The 17,529-nt window shown below is 43.4% G+C and carries 16 protein-coding genes; 3 read left to right on the forward strand and 13 right to left on the reverse strand.

What is annotated here, in order from left to right:
• The 4 genes from AB4329_RS20225 to AB4329_RS20240 form a co-directional block, all read right to left on the reverse strand.
• Positions 1-143, reverse strand: a 143-nt coding sequence (locus tag AB4329_RS20225) for a DegT/DnrJ/EryC1/StrS family aminotransferase (protein ID WP_372139167.1), incomplete at its 3' end; no start/stop codon positions are given.
• Positions 140-1,153 (reverse strand): UDP-N-acetylglucosamine 4,6-dehydratase (inverting), encoded by a 1,014-nt coding sequence (pseB, locus tag AB4329_RS20230; RefSeq protein WP_372139131.1) that lies wholly within the window; start codon positions 1,151-1,153, stop codon positions 140-142. The genes AB4329_RS20225 and pseB, both read right to left, overlap by 4 nt.
• A gap of 375 nt (positions 1,154-1,528) precedes the next feature.
• Entirely contained in the window at positions 1,529-1,792 is a 264-nt protein-coding gene (locus tag AB4329_RS20235; RefSeq protein ID WP_372139168.1) for a hypothetical protein, read from the reverse strand.
• A complete protein-coding gene (locus tag AB4329_RS20240; RefSeq protein ID WP_372139132.1) occupies positions 1,750-2,925 on the reverse strand; it encodes a helix-turn-helix domain-containing protein in 1,176 nt (391 codons plus the stop codon). Before AB4329_RS20240 ends, AB4329_RS20235 begins: the two co-directional genes overlap by 43 nt.
• 286 nt (positions 2,926-3,211) lie before the next feature.
• Between AB4329_RS20240 and AB4329_RS20245 the strand changes: the two genes are divergently transcribed.
• Positions 3,212-3,685: a hypothetical protein gene (locus AB4329_RS20245; RefSeq protein WP_372139133.1), complete on the forward strand. Its 474-nt coding sequence runs from the start codon at positions 3,212-3,214 to the stop codon at positions 3,683-3,685.
• Entirely contained in the window at positions 3,637-4,209 is a 573-nt protein-coding gene (locus AB4329_RS20250) for an N-acetylmuramoyl-L-alanine amidase (protein WP_372129141.1), read from the forward strand. Before AB4329_RS20245 ends, AB4329_RS20250 begins: the two co-directional genes overlap by 49 nt.
• A gap of 439 nt (positions 4,210-4,648) precedes the next feature.
• Here the strand turns inward: AB4329_RS20250 and AB4329_RS20255 are convergent, their stop codons facing one another.
• From AB4329_RS20255 to AB4329_RS20295, 9 genes are all read right to left on the reverse strand, one after another.
• Complete coding sequence (locus AB4329_RS20255; RefSeq protein WP_372139134.1) at positions 4,649-6,817, reverse strand: polysaccharide biosynthesis tyrosine autokinase; 2,169 nt, start codon at positions 6,815-6,817, stop codon at positions 4,649-4,651.
• Between the two features lie 118 nt (positions 6,818-6,935).
• The gene (locus tag AB4329_RS20260; protein WP_372139135.1) at positions 6,936-7,376 is read right to left on the reverse strand and encodes a low molecular weight protein-tyrosine-phosphatase; all 441 of its coding nucleotides are present in this window, start codon (positions 7,374-7,376) and stop codon (positions 6,936-6,938) included.
• Positions 7,377-7,448: 72 nt separating this feature from the next.
• Positions 7,449-8,582 (reverse strand): polysaccharide export protein, encoded by a 1,134-nt coding sequence (locus AB4329_RS20265; RefSeq protein WP_372139137.1) that lies wholly within the window; start codon positions 8,580-8,582, stop codon positions 7,449-7,451.
• A 751-nt stretch (positions 8,583-9,333) separates the two neighbouring features.
• Positions 9,334-11,598 (reverse strand): YjbH domain-containing protein, encoded by a 2,265-nt coding sequence (locus tag AB4329_RS20270; protein WP_372139138.1) that lies wholly within the window; start codon positions 11,596-11,598, stop codon positions 9,334-9,336.
• Complete coding sequence (locus tag AB4329_RS20275; protein WP_372139139.1) at positions 11,598-12,524, reverse strand: capsule biosynthesis GfcC family protein; 927 nt, start codon at positions 12,522-12,524, stop codon at positions 11,598-11,600. The genes AB4329_RS20270 and AB4329_RS20275 overlap by 1 nt, the downstream gene beginning before the upstream one ends.
• Positions 12,525-12,545: 21 nt before the next feature.
• On the reverse strand, positions 12,546-13,250 hold the full coding sequence (locus tag AB4329_RS20280; RefSeq protein WP_372139140.1) for a YjbF family lipoprotein: 705 nt from the start codon (positions 13,248-13,250) through the stop codon (positions 12,546-12,548).
• A 112-nt stretch (positions 13,251-13,362) separates the two neighbouring features.
• Positions 13,363-13,605: a hypothetical protein gene (locus tag AB4329_RS20285; protein ID WP_372139141.1), complete on the reverse strand. Its 243-nt coding sequence runs from the start codon at positions 13,603-13,605 to the stop codon at positions 13,363-13,365.
• A gap of 268 nt (positions 13,606-13,873) precedes the next feature.
• Positions 13,874-14,422, reverse strand: coding sequence for a sugar transferase (locus tag AB4329_RS20290; protein ID WP_372139170.1), 549 nt, complete (start codon positions 14,420-14,422; stop codon positions 13,874-13,876).
• Between the two features lie 113 nt (positions 14,423-14,535).
• Positions 14,536-15,480 carry a UDP-glucose 4-epimerase family protein gene (locus AB4329_RS20295; RefSeq protein ID WP_372139143.1) on the reverse strand — a complete coding sequence of 315 codons (945 nt, stop codon included), beginning with the start codon at positions 15,478-15,480 and terminating at the stop codon, positions 14,536-14,538.
• Between the two features lie 173 nt (positions 15,481-15,653).
• Between AB4329_RS20295 and AB4329_RS20300 the strand changes: the two genes are divergently transcribed.
• Positions 15,654-17,522 (forward strand): polysaccharide biosynthesis protein, encoded by a 1,869-nt coding sequence (locus tag AB4329_RS20300; protein ID WP_372139144.1) that lies wholly within the window; start codon positions 15,654-15,656, stop codon positions 17,520-17,522.
• Positions 17,523-17,529: the final 7 nt, after the last annotated feature.

Genomic DNA, 17,529 nt, shown 5'->3' on the forward strand with positions numbered 1-17,529 from the left:
CCAGTATGTTCTGTTAACGCTTTTTCAAACGCAGGAACTTGTGGCCCCTGAGTTAGAAAATCAGATTTAAGGACATCAACTACACTATCAATGTCTTGCTGACTGATATCTTGCTTGCCGTATGGAATCACTGTTCTACTCACACTGTAAATTTAGGGTCAACATGCTCTTTGATTAGGTCACGTAGACCTTCAATGGTTTCCCATTCAGTATTGGTACCTGAGTTATACTTAAAACCAAATGGGACTTTTTCAGCTTTGTGATGATTCATATATTCATCTTCTGTGTACGTAAAAGATACAGAAGGAAGGATCGCGTAATAACGTCCTAGATCAATCGTATTAAGAGAATCGGTGTCAGTGATCATTTCTTCATGGAGCTTTTCACCAGGGCGAATACCTACAACCTTAGTTGCCATGCCTGGCGCAATAGCTTCAGCGATGTCTAGAATTTTGTATGAAGGAATCTTAGGAATAAAGATCTCACCCCCCAAATGGTTTTCAATTGCATACATGACCATATTCACGCCATCTTGAAGAGAAATATTAAAGCGCGTCATCTCTTCGTGTGTGATTGGTAGTAAGCCCTCTTCTTTTTTCTGCATAAAGAATGGAATAACCGAACCACGAGAGCCCATTACGTTTCCGTAACGTACGACACTGAAACGAATATCTTTTGAACCTTTAATATTGTTTGCAGCAGCAAAAAGCTTATCAGAAGCAAGCTTTGTAGCACCATATAAGTTAATTGGTGCACATGCTTTATCGGTCGAAAGAGCAACGACATCTTTCACACCACACGCAAGAGCCGCACTAATCACATTCTCTGCGCCATCAATATTTGTGCGAATACATTCAGTCGGATTGTACTCAGCAGTGTCTACTTGTTTGATCGCAGCGGCATGGATGATAACATCAACATCTTCACACGCTTGAATCATACGGTTACGATCACGAACATCGCCGATAAAGAAACGTAATTGAGGAAAATCCTTATGCGGATATTGCTGTTTGATTTCAAACTGCTTCAGCTCATCACGAGAAAATATAATGATTTTTTTTACATCTTGGTAACGTTCTAGAATTGTTTTAATGAACTGTTTACCAAATGAACCAGTGCCACCAGTAATTAAAACTGTTTTATTATTAAGCATTCTTCTGTCCAATTAGAATTTTATCTTCTTTTTATCTCAGTCATTCAAAATCCACTGAGACACTTTTTATTCATTTTGAGACAGTCTATTTTCAACCATCCCTTAAAAAAAACTAGATTTTACTACCTTTGTAAAAACCGCCCCAATAGGCAGCCAAAAACAGCCTTTTAGGCTTGTAGCGCTTTTCACTTGCCAACGACTTACTTGCCACTCTTGCATTTGGGTACGCTACCGCCCTTAGGTTTGGCTCCTAAAGGCAATAATTACAGTTTGTTCGCTTTATGCGGTTTTCATACGGTTTTAAAATATGCGCGCATTCTAGCAAAGTAAGTGCATATTAACCAGTTTGAAATTCACTAAGTTATGGCAAACCACTCACCATGCATTCAGCCAACGGTAGCATCGTACGTCTTGTAAAAACCGGGGTCCTATGTGGTACCGATTTTCTTGTGCTGCGTCGCAGTAGCGCTTTTCTATATCAATAAATATATTGCCGTTGCGGTACAGCGACACAAAGCTTTGGTTGTTGTTTACCGCCAGCAACGCTTTAATTTCAGTACGTGTTAGCCCTTGTGGGTAGTGATTAACAAGCAGTTTCAAAAACTCGCCAATGCGCCCTTCAACCCGGGCGACTTGGATTGAATGAGGGCCTTGATCCGCGCCTCAAACGGGTTGGTTTTGCTATTGGCTTGGAATTTTGTGAGGGCTTGAGTAACAAGCGTGGGATGTTGAGAGGCCGTTGGCTCGGCCGCGGATATTGTTTTTTCGAACTCTATCGTTTGTTTAGGCTTGGTTATTGATTTAGCTGCTTGTGTGGATTTATTGGCCCCTTTTGGCTTAGGCGCATTTGCATGCTTAGTCTTGGCTTTGGCACTTCTTCTTAGCCAGTCGTTCACAAAGTGGCCGATGTGCTCAAAGGGTTTGCGTTTATCGGGGTTGATGTACAGCCAAGCTTGCATGGCATGCAGTTCTTGCAGCACATCTAGCTTTGGGTAGGTGCGTTTTAATATGTCGTAGAACTCGCGATAGATCGGTGCGCTGCCCTCTTTGGTGAGCAGTTCAATCACGGCTTCACTCTTTAAGCATCCTTGCTTGGCACTTCCCGTCTGGGATGTGCCGCTTTTTTTGCCTTTACCATAACTGGGCTCTTCACAAGGAATATCTGTTTTATGTTCTTTATGAAAGATTATGTGTGCCGGAAGATCACTCTCCGTGTTGGATCTTGAGTCACCTAGGTGAGTGTCTGAATGTTCTGTTTTCTGTGCATGTACTGGCGAGACTGGCAATGAGCTTGTTTGTTCTGCTCTGGCGTTGTTTAAGTCAACCTCCTCTAAATCCGACTCAGTTTTGTTGGTTTGGCCTCGATTCGCTTTATCTTTATCGGCTATGTCTAGGCTCTTATCGGTTTTTTCTAGACAGCTGTCACTTTTATCTAGGTATCTATCGGCTTTATCCAAGTAGTTGGCCGTTTCATCGAGATCGCTCTGCTGAATGTGGTGTCCGTCGGGTAGGTGCAACTGGTATATGTTGCTGCGCTGGCGTCCTGAATCATCAAAGCGCTTTATCCGCTTCACAAACCCTTGTTTTTCGAGCTCGTTAACGTGTCGTTTAACGGTTCTTACCGACACTTCACAATATTGCGCCAAGTAATTGAGGGAAGGAAAACACACGCCGCGCGCGTCTGCGTTATCGGCTAATTTCAATAGCACTAACTTGCTTATTGGCGAGCCGGTTTTTAAGGGGATGAAAGAAAGAATTAGAGAAACACACATGGTTAACGCTCCTTGTTAATTAGTCATTCGTACAGAAATCCATTGATATACAGAGCATTAACAACACTTTTTGGCGCTTTAGGGGCGAAAGGCCCATGAGATAAGTTGTAAGAAAAGATGTTTGGTTAATCGCCTCGGATAGATATGCAACATCAACCTTATTAAGCAATGGCTTTTCGAAGCACCTCTCATTTTTCTGTATTCCTCTGTTTTCGTGTTATTCCCGCCAACCCCAATCAAGAATGTTGAAGTACATTGCCTTCCCCATGCAGCAATAAGGTGCTTAATGAAGGCGATAGTTTCTCTTTTTATTTCAGCGTATCAACCCGGCATGGCGAGCATCGAATGCCGTGCTAACTCCCTAATTCAATCGCGCCAACCGTTATTTTTTAGTGATAGTGATGGGTTTGGCCAAGTACTGAGCTATGAAGTTGACGGTTATAAAGAAAGCCATTTGGAAGGTTGTTATTTTAATGAGGATGAATGCGGTGACGCCCCCAGCTATGACGATATTTGCTGGATGATCAGCCGATCGCGGCGTGAATCGCCTCTGGGTTATTACGTGATGTATTTACGTTATGTCAGCCACCACCCCGGCTATGAAAAAACCGTAGCCACCAGTCTGCGACAACACATCGCATTGCACCCTGATTTAAATGAATCGCTATCAACGTCTTTAATCGCCTATTTACAACAACACGAGGATTTATTTTGTCAAACACTCCACCAGCAACTGATCGAGTTCCAAATCAGCCGTTAGAAGCGTCTGCTGATTCACAAAAACTGGCTGACTCGGAAGAGCGAAGTCCTTCGTTAGAGCCTTGTTTTTCACTCGCGCCCTATTCCTTCAGCCTGGTTTCGGTTTTACTCCGTTTGCCTCATTGCCCGGCATTCTCATTTATTACGGTGCATTGCAGCGCCACGCCACCACAGCAAGATGTAGACGTAGCCGAGATTCGTCGATGGCATAAAAAGAAAGGCTGGCGCGATGTAGGGTATCACTTTGTTATTCGTCGCAATGGGGATGTCGAACTCGGCAGGCCGCTGTCGCAAACCGGCGCGCATGTGAAAGGACACAACAAGGGCAATATTGGGGTTTGTTTGGTTGGCGGTTGTAATGCCGAGCTGCAACCAGAAGATAACTTCACACTTGCGCAGCGCAAGGCACTGTTTGGTTTGATGGCTGCACTGCAAGAGCAGTTCTTGATTTCAGATGAGAATGTTAAGGGGCATAAAGATTGGGGCGTGAATAAGGCGTGTCCTGTTTTGAAGATAAAAGCTTAAGAGTAGGTGCGGGATTCGAAAAGTGAGGAAAATAAAGTGAGAGTGGTGCTTTTAGCTCCTCCCCTTTATCACGACTGTTACTTGGCAGAAAATATCAATATAAGGGGAGGCTGGGAGGGGTTGGTTAGGCATTAGCTAGCAACCCCCTCTAACTCCCCCTTTTATTAACATCACCACTCACAATAGTCCGGTGTTCAAGGGGGAGAACCAAAAGCTAAGTCTTCGAATAATTTGAAGATTGGATAAAGAATAGATACGGGTGGCGGGTAGACGGGATTCGAAGAGCTAAAAGAGCAGATTCGAGCAGCGGGTAAACGAGTAACAAGAGATGAAGAACGGATTCGAGATGCGCTTTTCGTATCTCGTTTACCCGTCACCCGTTACTGTCTTTAGCTCTTCGTTTACCCGGTTACTCGCATCTCGTTACTGCTCTTTAACTTTATTTCTTGTCGCTCGAATACGCGTAGTTGTAATAACCGTAGCCGTAAGAGCTAGATGCTTTCTTCTCGATGGCGTTGAAGATAACGCCTTTCACTTCGATGCCCGATTGTTCGAAGCGGTTGCGAGCCACTTCTATCTCTTTAATGGTGTTTTGACCGTAACGCGCGACCATTAATGTGGTGCCAGCGAAGGCGCCAACAATACTTGGGTCGGTTACCGCAAGTACGGGCGGGGTATCAACAATCACCAAATCATACTCTTTCGATGCCCATTCCATTAGTTCTGCAAAGCGTGGGTGCATCAGCAGCTCTGATGGGTTCGGTGGCACTTGGCCGCGAGTAATAATATCTAGGTTCTCTACCGGTGTGGTTTTCACTGATTGAGCGAACTCTTGCTTGCCGCTCAGCACATCAGAAAGACCATTGTCCCAGTTCACACCAAAGCTTTGTTGTAGGTAACCTTTACGCATATCGGCATCAATCAACAATACCTTTTGGCCTGTTTTTGCGGCTACTGCGGCAAAGTTAGTCGAGATGAATGATTTACCAATGCCCGGCGCAGGGCCAGAAATCATCAAGATGTTGTTTTTCGCTTCGAGCATTGCAAAGTGTAAGCTGGTACGAAGGCCACGCAGTGCTTCAACCGAGAGGTCAGCAGGATTAGATTCGGCAAGCAGAGCTTCGGCCCCCTTAGTTTGTCGCTTCTTTGATTTAAAGCGATTGGATAGCTCAATCTGTAAATCAGATTTTGGTACCGCTGCATAAACAGGTAGGCCGATTTGTTCAATTTGATCGGGGCTTTCAACACCACGGTGAAACGCTGCTTTCACCAACACAAACGCCACACTTAGTATGCCACCCAGTAACGTCGCTAATACAACAATCAGTGACTTCTTCGGCTTTATCGCACCCGCATACGCTTGTGCATCATCTAAGATACGAACGTTACCTACAGTCCCAGCTTTGATAATACTCAACTCTTGAACCTTATTTAAAAGCTGAATGTAGATCTGTTGGTTTACTTCAACATCGCGCGTCATACGTAGTATTTCACGCTGTGTTTTAGGTAACTTTTGAACTTGTTTATTTAAACGTTCTTTTTCTTCAAGAAGAATATTTCTTTTGTCCAATAAAGATTTGTACGTAGGGTGATCCTTAGTAAAACGCTGGCTGATTTCACTTTCTTTAAACGTTAACTCATTCAATTGCGCCTCTAGCCCAACCACCAGCCTCAATGTTGTCTGCGCTTCTAAACCTAAATCAATGGAGTCATTTTTTTGACGGTAGCTATTTAACGTATCTTCGTAACTGTTTAATTGAGACTTAATCCCAGGCAGGTGGCTTTTTAAAAAAGAAAGGCTCTTCTCTGCTTCCGCCGAATTACGCTGAACGTTTTGTAAAAAATAGGTTTGACTAATGTGGTTGAGTATTTCAGAAATTTGTTGTTTGTTCTCACCTGCAAAACTCAAATTAAGAATACCGGTTTGTCTACCTTGTTCAGACAAAGATAAGGATGCCTTTAACCACCCAATGGCCGCAAGGCGACTACGTTTTCCAATAGAAAACTCAAAACCATTTGTCGATTCAAAGCCTGTCACAAATAAACTGTAATCGCCTGCAGTTGCAAGTTCACCTACTTGGCCTTTCAAAATAACGCGCTCATTGTCACGAATCAGTTGGTAAGTACCTTGCTCTGCATCTAAAATTTTAATTTTGTGGGCACCCGTTGTATATAGAGGAAGTACAAAACGGCTGACTTCAATGTGGTTGATGTCACCTTTTAAACGCGCAACACCTTTGCCAACATAAGGCATGTAGATAGGTGAGGTAACGGTGGTCAAATTGAATCTGTCAACGGTTTCGCCCAAGATCATACGAGATCTAATGATCTCAATTTCCGCCGTCACAGAAGACTCCTGAGAGAACATGTCTCCCATATCACCCACCATGGATGAAATACCACCAGAGCTCTTTTTTTCTATTTGAATCAGCGAATCCGCTTTGTATATCGGCGTTGAAAGCAGAGCAAATGCAATACCAAACATCGTAAAAGCAAATGTGGTGAGCATGATTAACCACTTAGCATCCAGCAGGATACCAAGCAATTTGCCTAAATCTATTACATCAGGACTATTTGAAGACGGTTGCTGAGATGGTTGGGTTGTCATCAGGTTACTACTTCCTAAACTAGTACTTTAAAGAGGCGCGACATACAGTTTATGTGCCCTTATCTCTGTGTGATTCATTGATGGTGGTATAACTAAGCGGTTCTATTCTAGACCTTAATTACAATTTTTTCGACCAAGATTGTGCTGCTTCGTCAATAAGCTTATAGGCATATTCAAAAGCTTCACGACTTTGACGATACGGGTCGGGAATGTCTGTTTGGCCAATCCACTGACCAAACAGCATGGTTTTACCACGCGCTTCCGGTGATATTTGAGTGAGCGCTTCCATATGGCCCTTCTCCATAACCAATATCAAATCATACTGGGCACAAAGCTGCGGTGTAACTTGCTGCGACTGATGATTTTCAACATCGACACCATTTTCAGCGGCAATTAAAATCGCCGTGTCGTCTGCTGGCTTGCCGATTAAACGACTCTTTTCAGCAGCGATACCAGCAGAAGCTACTTCTTTATTTGGGAGCATTTTTTGTAGAACACGCTCTCCCGTCGGTGAGCGGCAGATATTTCCGACACACACAACTAAAATTTTACTAAACATAACTGATTTCTAACTTTAATGAACTTATAAACATGAAAAATCAGGTTACACGTTAAATGTAACCTGAGCTCATTACCAATCACGAACGCGCAATACAGATTCAGACAGTTCATTAAAGCCGGAAATGGTTGGGAGCAACTGACTTATCACTCGGTTCCAACGGATAACAGGTGCAGCAGTAACATAAACGATATCATATGACTTTAAATCAAATTCGGTGCCTATCACCAATGCCGAGACATCTTCCATATTCAGTTGGTAGATATCCGCCATACGTTCCGATTTATCATCTGAAGTACGAATAACAAATACACCTGTAGCATCGGCTGCCAGCTGATCAATACCACCGACATTACTCAAAGCTTCTGTTAAGCTCATACCTGCACGGTCAATCTTCAACAATTTAGGATTGTTCACTTCACCCATAACAAATATTTTTTGAGCATCATTGCGAGGAACGTGAACAATATCACCGGCTTGAAGTAATCTATTTTGAGTCAAATCACCCTTTTGCATTAGCGCATATAAAGAAACATATTCTTGCGCACCATTACGGGTTAATGAAACATTTCGCCAATCAGCCTCTTCAGCCAAACCACCTGAACGATTTACTGCATCCAGTAATGTTAAAGGGATATTAGTAATCGCTTGTTGCCCTGGAGAATCAACTTCCCCTGTAATGTAAGTTCTTTGAGAACGAAAACCCGCGACATTGACATCGACTTGCGGACTTTCAATATATTGCGAGAGACGTTTAGCAACGTCAGTTCGAATCTCATCTACCGTCTTGCCTAAAACATTAACACTACCAATGTATGGGTAAAAGATAGTGCCGTTTGAACGAACCCAATTACCCGCCTCTTCAGCGCTACGGTACGAACCTGCTGGAATGGTCAATTCAGGGTGATCCCAAATGGTAATATTTAGAATATCACCGACACCCACTTGGTATTCATATTTTGCAATTTCAATATCTAATGAAGGATTAGCTTGAGAAGCTGATAGAGGTTCACTTCGATAGCTTGATACCGATTGAGCCGTGAGTGGGTAAAGGTTAACCACGTCAGAAACATCAGACTCTTGCTGTTCCTCTGACGGCTGAATTACAGTCTTATTGTCAGTTGAAAGGTGAGTTCCTGGAGTCGTACAACCTGCGAGCAATGCAGGAAGGAGCGCTATAAGGAGACGGTTTTTATTAATCTTCATGTTAACCAAGTCATAGAAACGGAGTGTGTCGTGATATCCCAAAGGACACCCAAAGAAGTTAGAGCGAATAATTTTATCAGCTACGCAGGATTTAATAGAGTTAAGGAAGGCTACTATTGTGACTTCGCTTCCACTTAACATCAAAATAGGGACGCTACCGCCCCTTGATATTCCGCGAGATCACACTGCGTAGTTAATGTGCCCCTAGCAATATTGAACTTGCATAGGCGAATTTCATCTAAAACGTAGCAAAAAAAAGAGCGCTTGCTTCGGTTAGTTTAATCCGTAAGCATTATCCACAATCTGTGGTTATTATCAACCTAGTTGAATGGTCTTAAGGTTAAATAGCTTAAGAGCAGATGCGGGATGCGAGTGAACTAGATGCGAAAAGCTAAAGGGCAGATGAGAGTAGCGAGATACAAATAAACGAAGAGCCTAAAGCCGTGTCGGGATGCTTTTAGCTCCTCCCCTTTATCACAACTGTTGCTTGGCAGAAAATACCAACATAAGGGGAGACTGGGAGGGGTTGGTAACACATAGATTAATATCCCCCTCTAACTCCCCCTTTGATGAACATCACCGATCAAAAACGAACGGCGTTCAAGGGGGAGAACCAAAAGCTAGGCTCGTCGCAGGCTTAATTACTCTCACCTGCTTTAAAGCTCTTCAAAACTCGGTTACCCAAACCTCGTTACAGCCCTTTCCCGGCTCTTCGTATCCCGCTTACTCGTTACCCGCATCTGCTTTCGATCTACTTAACGCTACTCGGCCTTTGGAACCAAGGTGAGCGCGCATCGGTTTGATCGAACAAGTTGTACTGCTTGTTCAGCACTTGGCCGCCGTCACGCGTGATCGGTAACCAGGTAAAACCAGCGCGGCTTGAGCTTGGTTTCACGGTAACGAGATCAAACGGAATCGACACGTAGAAGCCTTTGGTATAACTGCCTTCACCGTACTCTTCGGTTGTCATGTCGGTTAAGCTTACAAACGCACCGGCAATAACGCCACTCTTGAACTGCTTAGAGAAGTCGACACGAGTCCCGACATCACCAGCAAGGAATTTACCGACCCCCACTTTGAGTAAGGTATCGCTCAAGAAATCCCATTGTGGGGTGTAGTAGCCGGTAATAAAGCCAGTTGTGCCTTTATCAATCACCTTGTAGTAAGCCTGATCTTTTTCATGGTATTGCAGTTCTTCATCAAACGTACCAAACCAGCTTTCTGGATCTCGCTGGCTGATCGCCGTCATGTCTGCACCAATCGCCCAGTTTTGGTTAAATGGTCGATACAGAATTTCACCGCCGACGCCAGCAAACATACTCTCTAGGTAACCACCGTAGGCTTGGGTGTAGATACCGTGACCGTAATCCTCAAACCAAGTCAGTTGTAAGCGATCTAAGCGAATGGCTTCGTCTGCATATGAACGGAAAAGTGTTCTTACTCGTGCGGTTTGAGCTGTGCCATCTGTTGGAATTTCGTAATTAAACTTGTCATAGTTATCTATCAAATTCACATACAGAGAACCGGACAATTCGATACTATTTGACGCCCAGAACGAAGCATTGGTGTATAAACCCAAACTGTATAGGTAGAAGTTTTCAGATGAACCAAACGACTGGGCAAGGTGCGGTGTAATCGACACATCGAATCGCTCTCGCCCATCGTGATAAATAACGGATTTCTTACGCTTTAGTTCGTGAGTGTTTGTTGCATCACTGGTTTGAGCATTAAGGTAACGGTTGTTTGCCGCCGCTTTGAATGCTTGTGCATCTACCGTTGTCTCGGTGAGTTCCAACGATTTATCATTTTCAATTATTTTGTAAGTATCAATGTAACGTGGCACCTCATTCGCGATTACTGTAGCACCGCGTTCAACGGCGATACCTCTGTCTCGGTATTTAACCTGAGTGCCCTTTACTACAATGCTGTTATCGTCGACCAAGATCTGCGCTTGTTCATAGCCAGCGATCGTTTCAAGTTGGCCTGCAAGGGCCGCCATATCAATGTCATCAACAGTCTCGACACCACTTGGGCGCAACTCTGCTGTTTCGGTATCTCTCCACACGGAATACATTTCATTAAAGTTGGTCGAGAGGTCGAAGCCAAGGGTTAAAGTATCACCTCGCTCGTAACTCACTTTAGCTGAACCCCAATCAGTGAAACGGTACACAGCACCCACATTCCATGGCGTGTGCTGTGTCATGTCGACACCACCGCGTACTACTGGGAAGTCTTGAGAATAATCATTGCCATCGTATTCAAGCTTCAGGGTCAAAGGCTTATAAGGGGTTTGATATTCAAAGCCGCCATAAACCGCTGCATCGCCTTTAAACCAGCGTTCAAAGTCAACACTGCCACCATTGCCCTTAGTATCTGAAGGGCGATCACAATACTTGTCACTGGCTTTACACAATGGGTTGGTGAAGTTGCCACTGGTGCCCATGTATCCCCAAGCCATACCCAAGGTAAAATCAACAGGGCCGAAGCGTTTAGTAGCCGCGACAAATTCCCCATCAAATAAACCGGTACCACCAAAATCACGCATACCGACCGATACTTCCGGTAAATAGTACCCTTCTTCGATTAAACGCAGTTTAAAGTCGATGCCTTTATCTGTGTATTTAGTACAACCACTGAATGAGTTTTGAGAGCAATCTTGATTGCCACCACCGCTATAAAAGAGATCTTGTACTTGTGTATAACGAATGGTGGTTTCAAGCCAAGGCATCACCTGCAAGCTCACGTTATAAAAGTAGTATTCATTGTTAAACGAAGCACTAAAGTTGAACTCACCTTCTGGTGCCATTCGGCCTGTTGGCATTTGCATTAAGCCAACACCACCAAAGTTCATTTGCGACGTTCTGTATTCTGTGTCGTCGAATGGTGATTTTTCTGCTCGAATCGAAGAGGAATCAATGACTGTCTCTGCTCGAATCGACATGCTATTGGTCATTAATAAAGCACAAGTAACCGATGTGCACACTGCCGATAGAGGGAATGATTTCTGTTTCAGCATTACAGGCCAACCTTATGACGTAGCAAATCGACAATATCTTGGTTCAACGTTGAGTATTCCGATGGCAAAGAGTAGAACGCCATAAATACGATGGCACCTGGTGCTAAGTAAACCGGCTGCTCGTTCCAGTACGCATATTGAATGGTTTGCACCACGCCATCTGGCTGAACAACATACGCCACACTTTTATCTGCAGATTCACCAATAAAGCCATTCGGTAATGCATCGAGGTAATCATTCAACGTACCATGCTCAATCAGATTCATTGTTACCGACTCTTTCATTGCACCCATCAACTGAATTGACACTGGTCGTTGTGGTAAGTACAGAGAAAAGGCTTGAGTTTGGCTGTCTGACGGCTTGTTAGTATGAGAACTTGAAACAAGCAGTGGGTTCTTATCTGGTTGCGAGATAACCGCATTTCGGTCTAGCTCAATAAAAACTCGATTGAGATATTGGAAAGAGGCTAATTGTTGGCGCACTAAGTTTGCTTCTGGCTCTTCTACTGCGAAAGCTTCAAGCTGGTTCAGTACATTGCGCTTTTTGGCTTCGATAGCTTGGTTAGCTTCTTTAAATCCAGTAACTGCAGTCGCTTCAGTATTGGTTATATCAAACAGTTGAGCCGAAAGGGGGAAGTAACCAATAGTACCGTTAGCGTTAGAGCTCGCATTCGCGTTTGCGTCGTCTAATACACGAAGCAGTCGAACGTTAGTTTGATACTCAAGCGTCACACCTTGAAGAGGAAGCTCGATTGTTGTTTTAATCGACGAAGAGCGTTCAGGCGTAACAAGATCAGAAGCCGAAGAAGCGGAGCTCAAAGCAAACAAAGCGCTCATCATTAACAGAGCTCTCATCGTTAATAAAGTTCTCACCAATGGCAACCGACGTCCCATCATTTTTGATGTATGACTCATATAATTCATCATTTTAGTTCATTACCCTGTTCGTTAATTGCTTTGATAATGCTTAAGGACGGTTAACTCAAGCCTTGTCATATCAGGGCCTAAATACTGTATGGTTTTTACCACTTTGCCTTCGCTGTCGACCCAATATTCGTTGGTGATGTCTTGTTCTAATATTGGGAATTGAATTTTTTCTTGGAACTTCTTGGTATCGATAGACGCTAACGGTGTTTCTACCGTTTGATTCCCCGCATACGTCCGGGTGATGTTTGCTTTGTAGCCAAATCGATAGTTGGGTTGCCAGTCGTAAACCGCTTGCCACTTTTGGGCACCGGGGTTAGCTGACACATCAAACGCATAAGCAGAGTCTGGCGACGAGCTGTTTGCAGAAGAGAATGCATTCAACGGTTGGAATGCCAAACCAGATAGGTTTTCGTAAGGAAGCAATAGCGTTTGTACAATACGTCCATTTTCAGTGACGATCATCGCTTTGTCAGAAGACATCCACTTTAACTGCTCTGCGCCCGTTTGCGGGTTTTCACCGACGTACGCTAAGACCATGAAGATCTTACCTTGGTCATTCACTTCGGCATAAATGCTGGAATAAGGTAACGTTTGAATGTATTCCTTGGATAGCTCAACATCGGAGCTTCCAAAAAAGGCTTCATCAAAAGTAGAGTTAACGTCTTGAAACTGCTGAGAACAACCAGCAAGAAAAAGACCAAGGGATATGATTAGAGGTTTAAGCATGACGAGTTCTGCTTCCTAGCAATCTGGTTGCTGATTCCAATATAAAAATCTGATATAAAAAAACCACTTTATGCTTTCACATAAAATGGTTTATACGCCCGACAACAAAAAACTAGTTAGTTGTTGTCGTTACTGTTGCGCCGCCATCGTTAGAAGCAACCGCTACTGCTGCTGCAGCCGCTACTGCTGCTGTCGCTACTGCAACTGTTGTTGCTGTGCCAGCTGCTGCTGCAGATGCACCAGCGCCTGCTGCTGCACCAGTACCTGAACCAGTACCCGCTGCTGTAGTTTCAGCTGCAAATGCAGCACCTGAGAAGCTAACTGCTAATGCAGCTGCTAGAGCCATCTTTTTCATAATGATTTCCATTAATATAAACGTTTATATGTAGAAGATGATTTTCACACCCTCAAACAGTTGCTCAGCTTAAACAACTGATTGATCATGATAGATAATAACCACAATCAAGTAAATGGATAAATCATAAGCAATACCTTATAAAGCATTATTTAGGAAATAGCGTCACATAAAAATGGCCTTAGAGACTGTGGAGGTCAACAAAGCTATGTTTGTATAACGCAGAAGCCAGTACCTATGATCATAAGAGAGCGTAAACCATATCTAACTAAACCCTGTCGCCCGAGCCTTTACCTAATACTGTTTGAATGATGTATTGGAAGTACAATTTAGTATTCAACGTGTGAATCATGCGTTGATCCCACTCCGCGAGTTTTTCCGGTGTCGACATGTCGATATCATTGATTTGAGCTAGTCCGGTTACGCCAGGCCTAACCGACAACACTCCTCTCGACTCTCTTTCATTGATGAGCTCTTGCTGATTGAATAAGCATGGTCGCGGACCAACCAAACTCATTTCACCTTTCAGGACGTTGTATAACTGTGGTAGTTCATCCAGTTTCGTTTTACGCAGGAACCCACCTAATTTGGTGACAGAGCTAGCGCCAACTAAATGAGTGGCAACAGATTTTGTTTCCACTGGCATAGTGCGGAATTTAACTAAAGTGAATGGCTTTTTGTTGCGACCAACTCGGGTCTGAAAAAAGACAGGAGAACCCGTATCAAAATAGCCGAGGAGACAAATAACAACAAATACAGGCCAAAGGAACAACAAGCCAAAGAAAGCAAAAATAAAATCGAACAAACGAATCAAAATATGTGTCCTATCAAATTCGGATTGAAAACGTGGGGGCACTATAAGCACCACTAATCAATAAAGGATACCTGAAAAATTTATGGACAAGAAAGCCATAAACTACCTAAAACGCATCAATGCGACTTCAAGTAAGCTTCTACGGTTCTTTTGATCCCTTGTTCAAAACTTACAGGGGGGTTCCATCCCAATATCTCTTTCGTCAAACCTATATCCACTTGGAGGTTGCCGCATATTCTTTGCGCTATGTGCTGTCTATTTAAAACTGACGATCCAGCTTGTATCCAAGACATTGGGATTGGAATTAATCGCGGTGATTTCCCCATAGCATGAGCGATGGTTTGCATCAATTGAGTTGTCGATACATCCTGATCATCAGAAGCTAAGAAGGTATAGCCCGGAGCTGAAGGGTGCTCGCAACAAGTTAGTATCAAATCGGACAAATTATCCAAATAAACCAAGCTTCTCTGGTTCTTTATAGCACCAAACGGTAACGGAATGCCTTTATCAATCAAACGCATCATAGATAAGAAATTTGCTTTGACGCCAGGCCCATAAACTAATGGAGGCCTAATGATAACCACTTCTAGCCCTGTCTCTTTTGAAAGCTTAGCCAACTCAACTTCAGCTTCATACTTGCTCAAACCATAAGGGTCTTGCGGAGTATTCTTTAAATTCGGTTCAAAGGGTAAATTTGGCTTACTGAATTCACCGTTAACTTTAATAGAGCTGACAAATACAAACCTTTTAACGCCCGCTTCAGCGGCTTGCTTCGCTAGGTTCAAAGTGCCAAGGGTGTTGATATCTCGATAGGCAGTTAAAGCACCTTGCTCACTCTCATTCATTTGATGCACTCGAGCAGCACAGTGAACAACGCAATCCACACCGTCAAATGCACCAGACCAGTCAGTTTCAGCACCGATAGACGAAACCAAAAAGCCGTTAGGCGATAGTTCGATGCTTTTACGCACAACAGGCACAACAGTGCAATCACGCTCTTTTGCTAACTCCACCACTCGAGCACCAACAAACCCCGTACTACCTGTAACCAAAAGTTTCATAAAACAAACCGCTCAACAATCGAACAAATAACAAACAAAATAAACAGTAAACTGATTAGGTAACACATAACAACCAATTACATCTAGCTTACCGCACTTAAGAACATTAAAATACACGCTAAAAACTAACAACAATCAAACTCAAGACGCTCAGTGACACGTTAAGGAATATCATGATCAGACCAATACACATTTTGCTAAATGCTAAACGCAAGCATAAGCGTTTCATCAGTATTGGCTATGATATTTTTGCTATCGTTATTTCACTCTATTTGGCGATTGCCTTACGACTTGGAAACGCATTTTTTGAAGTAGAAGTCGAAGAACTAATAACACTATTTGTTACTGTATCGATCACTATTTATAGCTTTGTTAAGCTAGGGATGTACCGAGCAGTTTTACGTTATATGATGTTGCCCGCAGTTGGCAACATCTTCTTTGGCGTAATAATTTCCACCTTAGCTTTAATTATGAGCGGCTTTTTTTTCCACTCGTTCATCCCTAGAAGTGTTCCATTTATCTATGCAGGTTTGGCAACGCTGACTTTAGGTGGCCCCAGAATCCTCATCCGTTCAATTTATTATCACTGGTTTAAACGTAAGAAGCCCAATGTATTTATTTATGGCGCGGGAGCAACTGGTCGCGATCTAACATATGCCCTAATTCAGGGAGACGAATACAACCCAGTAGTATTACTTGATGATGATCCAACAAAATCGGGGCAAATATTATTTGGGCTTAAGGTCCACCACCCAAGTGAATTTGAACACCTCCAATCACTTTATCAACCCGTGAAACTACTTTTAGCCATAAATGGGATCAATAAAGGCGAACGACTCAGACTAGTGGAAAAATTGTCACACTGGCCGATCGCAGTTCAATCAGTGCCATCAGTAGAAGATATAGCTGCGGGTAAAGCGACAGCAACTGAAGTGAAAGATCTTGATGTTGCAGATCTACTTGGTAGAGCCGCGGTTGACCCAGACAAGGCGCTGCTAGCGCAAAACATTTACAATAAGAATGTTATGGTTACTGGCGCTGGTGGCTCCATCGGCTCTGAGTTATGTCGACAAATTATGTCACAAAAACCCAAAACACTCGTTCTATTTGAGCTCAATGAATACAACCTTTACAAAATCGACCAGGAGCTCAATTCAACAAAGATAAACTTAAAAAGCGAAACTCGAATCGTTGCAGCTCTTGGCTCCGTTCAGAGACAAAACCGCTTAGAAAAACTGATGACAGCGCATGGAGTTGAAACTGTTTACCATGCTGCAGCCTATAAACATGTTCCGTTAGTTGAAGATAACATTGTTGAGGGTGTTCGCAACAACGTTTTCGGCACGCTTGCCTGCGCTGAAGCTGCGATCCAAACAGGGGTAAAAAACTTCACTCTAATCTCAACAGATAAAGCAGTGAGACCAACTAACGTAATGGGGGCAACCAAGCGCATGGCTGAGTTGGTTCTTCAAGCGTTGGCAGATAAGCAAAACACCACCAATTTCACAATGGTACGCTTTGGTAATGTTTTGGGCTCTTCAGGGTCTGTTGTTCCACTGTTTAAAAAGCAAATAAAATGTGGCGGCCCTGTAACCGTCACTCATCCAGATATCATTCGCTACTTTATGCTTATACCTGAGGCAGCTCAGCTGGTTATCCAAGCTGGCGCCATGGGTCACAACGGACAAGTATTTGTTCTTGATATGGGGGAACCCGTCAAGATTCTAGACCTTGCAAAACGCATGATTCATTTGATGGGTATGCAAGAGCATGTCGACGGGGATTCTCAAGAAGGCGATATATCTATAAAGTTCACCGGATTACGCCCAGGAGAAAAGCTTTATGAAGAGCTTTTGATTGGAGATAATGTGGAGGGAAGCGGCCATCAAAAAATCATGACGGCCAAAGAGCAGATGCTACATTGGAATGAGATGCAACCTCTTTTGGAACAACTCGACGGGTGTTGCCATAACTTTGATGAAGAATGCATTATTCAAATATTGTTAGAAGCTCCAACTGGATATAAACCTAATTTAAGTTGATGGATTA

It is taken from the genome of Vibrio sp. 10N.261.54.A5, from assembly GCF_041471145.1.
GTDB lineage: Bacteria > Pseudomonadota > Gammaproteobacteria > Enterobacterales > Vibrionaceae > Vibrio > Vibrio crassostreae_C.

Coding starts and splice junctions, on each gene's coding strand:
- AB4329_RS20285 (WP_372139141.1), bottom strand. CDS start 13,605: ATGAAAAAGATGGCTCTAGCAGCTGCATTAGCAGTTAGCTTCTCAGGT.
- AB4329_RS20260 (WP_372139135.1), bottom strand. CDS start 7,376: ATGTTTAGTAAAATTTTAGTTGTGTGTGTCGGAAATATCTGCCGCTCA.
- AB4329_RS20245 (WP_372139133.1), top strand. CDS start 3,212: ATGAAGGCGATAGTTTCTCTTTTTATTTCAGCGTATCAACCCGGCATG.
- AB4329_RS20255 (WP_372139134.1), bottom strand. CDS start 6,817: ATGACAACCCAACCATCTCAGCAACCGTCTTCAAATAGTCCTGATGTA.
- AB4329_RS20275 (WP_372139139.1), bottom strand. CDS start 12,524: ATGATGAATTATATGAGTCATACATCAAAAATGATGGGACGTCGGTTG.
- AB4329_RS20270 (WP_372139138.1), bottom strand. CDS start 11,598: ATGCTGAAACAGAAATCATTCCCTCTATCGGCAGTGTGCACATCGGTT.
- pseB (WP_372139131.1), bottom strand. CDS start 1,153: ATGCTTAATAATAAAACAGTTTTAATTACTGGTGGCACTGGTTCATTT.
- AB4329_RS20240 (WP_372139132.1), bottom strand. CDS start 2,925: ATGTGTGTTTCTCTAATTCTTTCTTTCATCCCCTTAAAAACCGGCTCG.
- AB4329_RS20300 (WP_372139144.1), top strand. CDS start 15,654: ATGATCAGACCAATACACATTTTGCTAAATGCTAAACGCAAGCATAAG.
- AB4329_RS20295 (WP_372139143.1), bottom strand. CDS start 15,480: ATGAAACTTTTGGTTACAGGTAGTACGGGGTTTGTTGGTGCTCGAGTG.
- AB4329_RS20265 (WP_372139137.1), bottom strand. CDS start 8,582: ATGAAGATTAATAAAAACCGTCTCCTTATAGCGCTCCTTCCTGCATTG.
- AB4329_RS20280 (WP_372139140.1), bottom strand. CDS start 13,250: ATGCTTAAACCTCTAATCATATCCCTTGGTCTTTTTCTTGCTGGTTGT.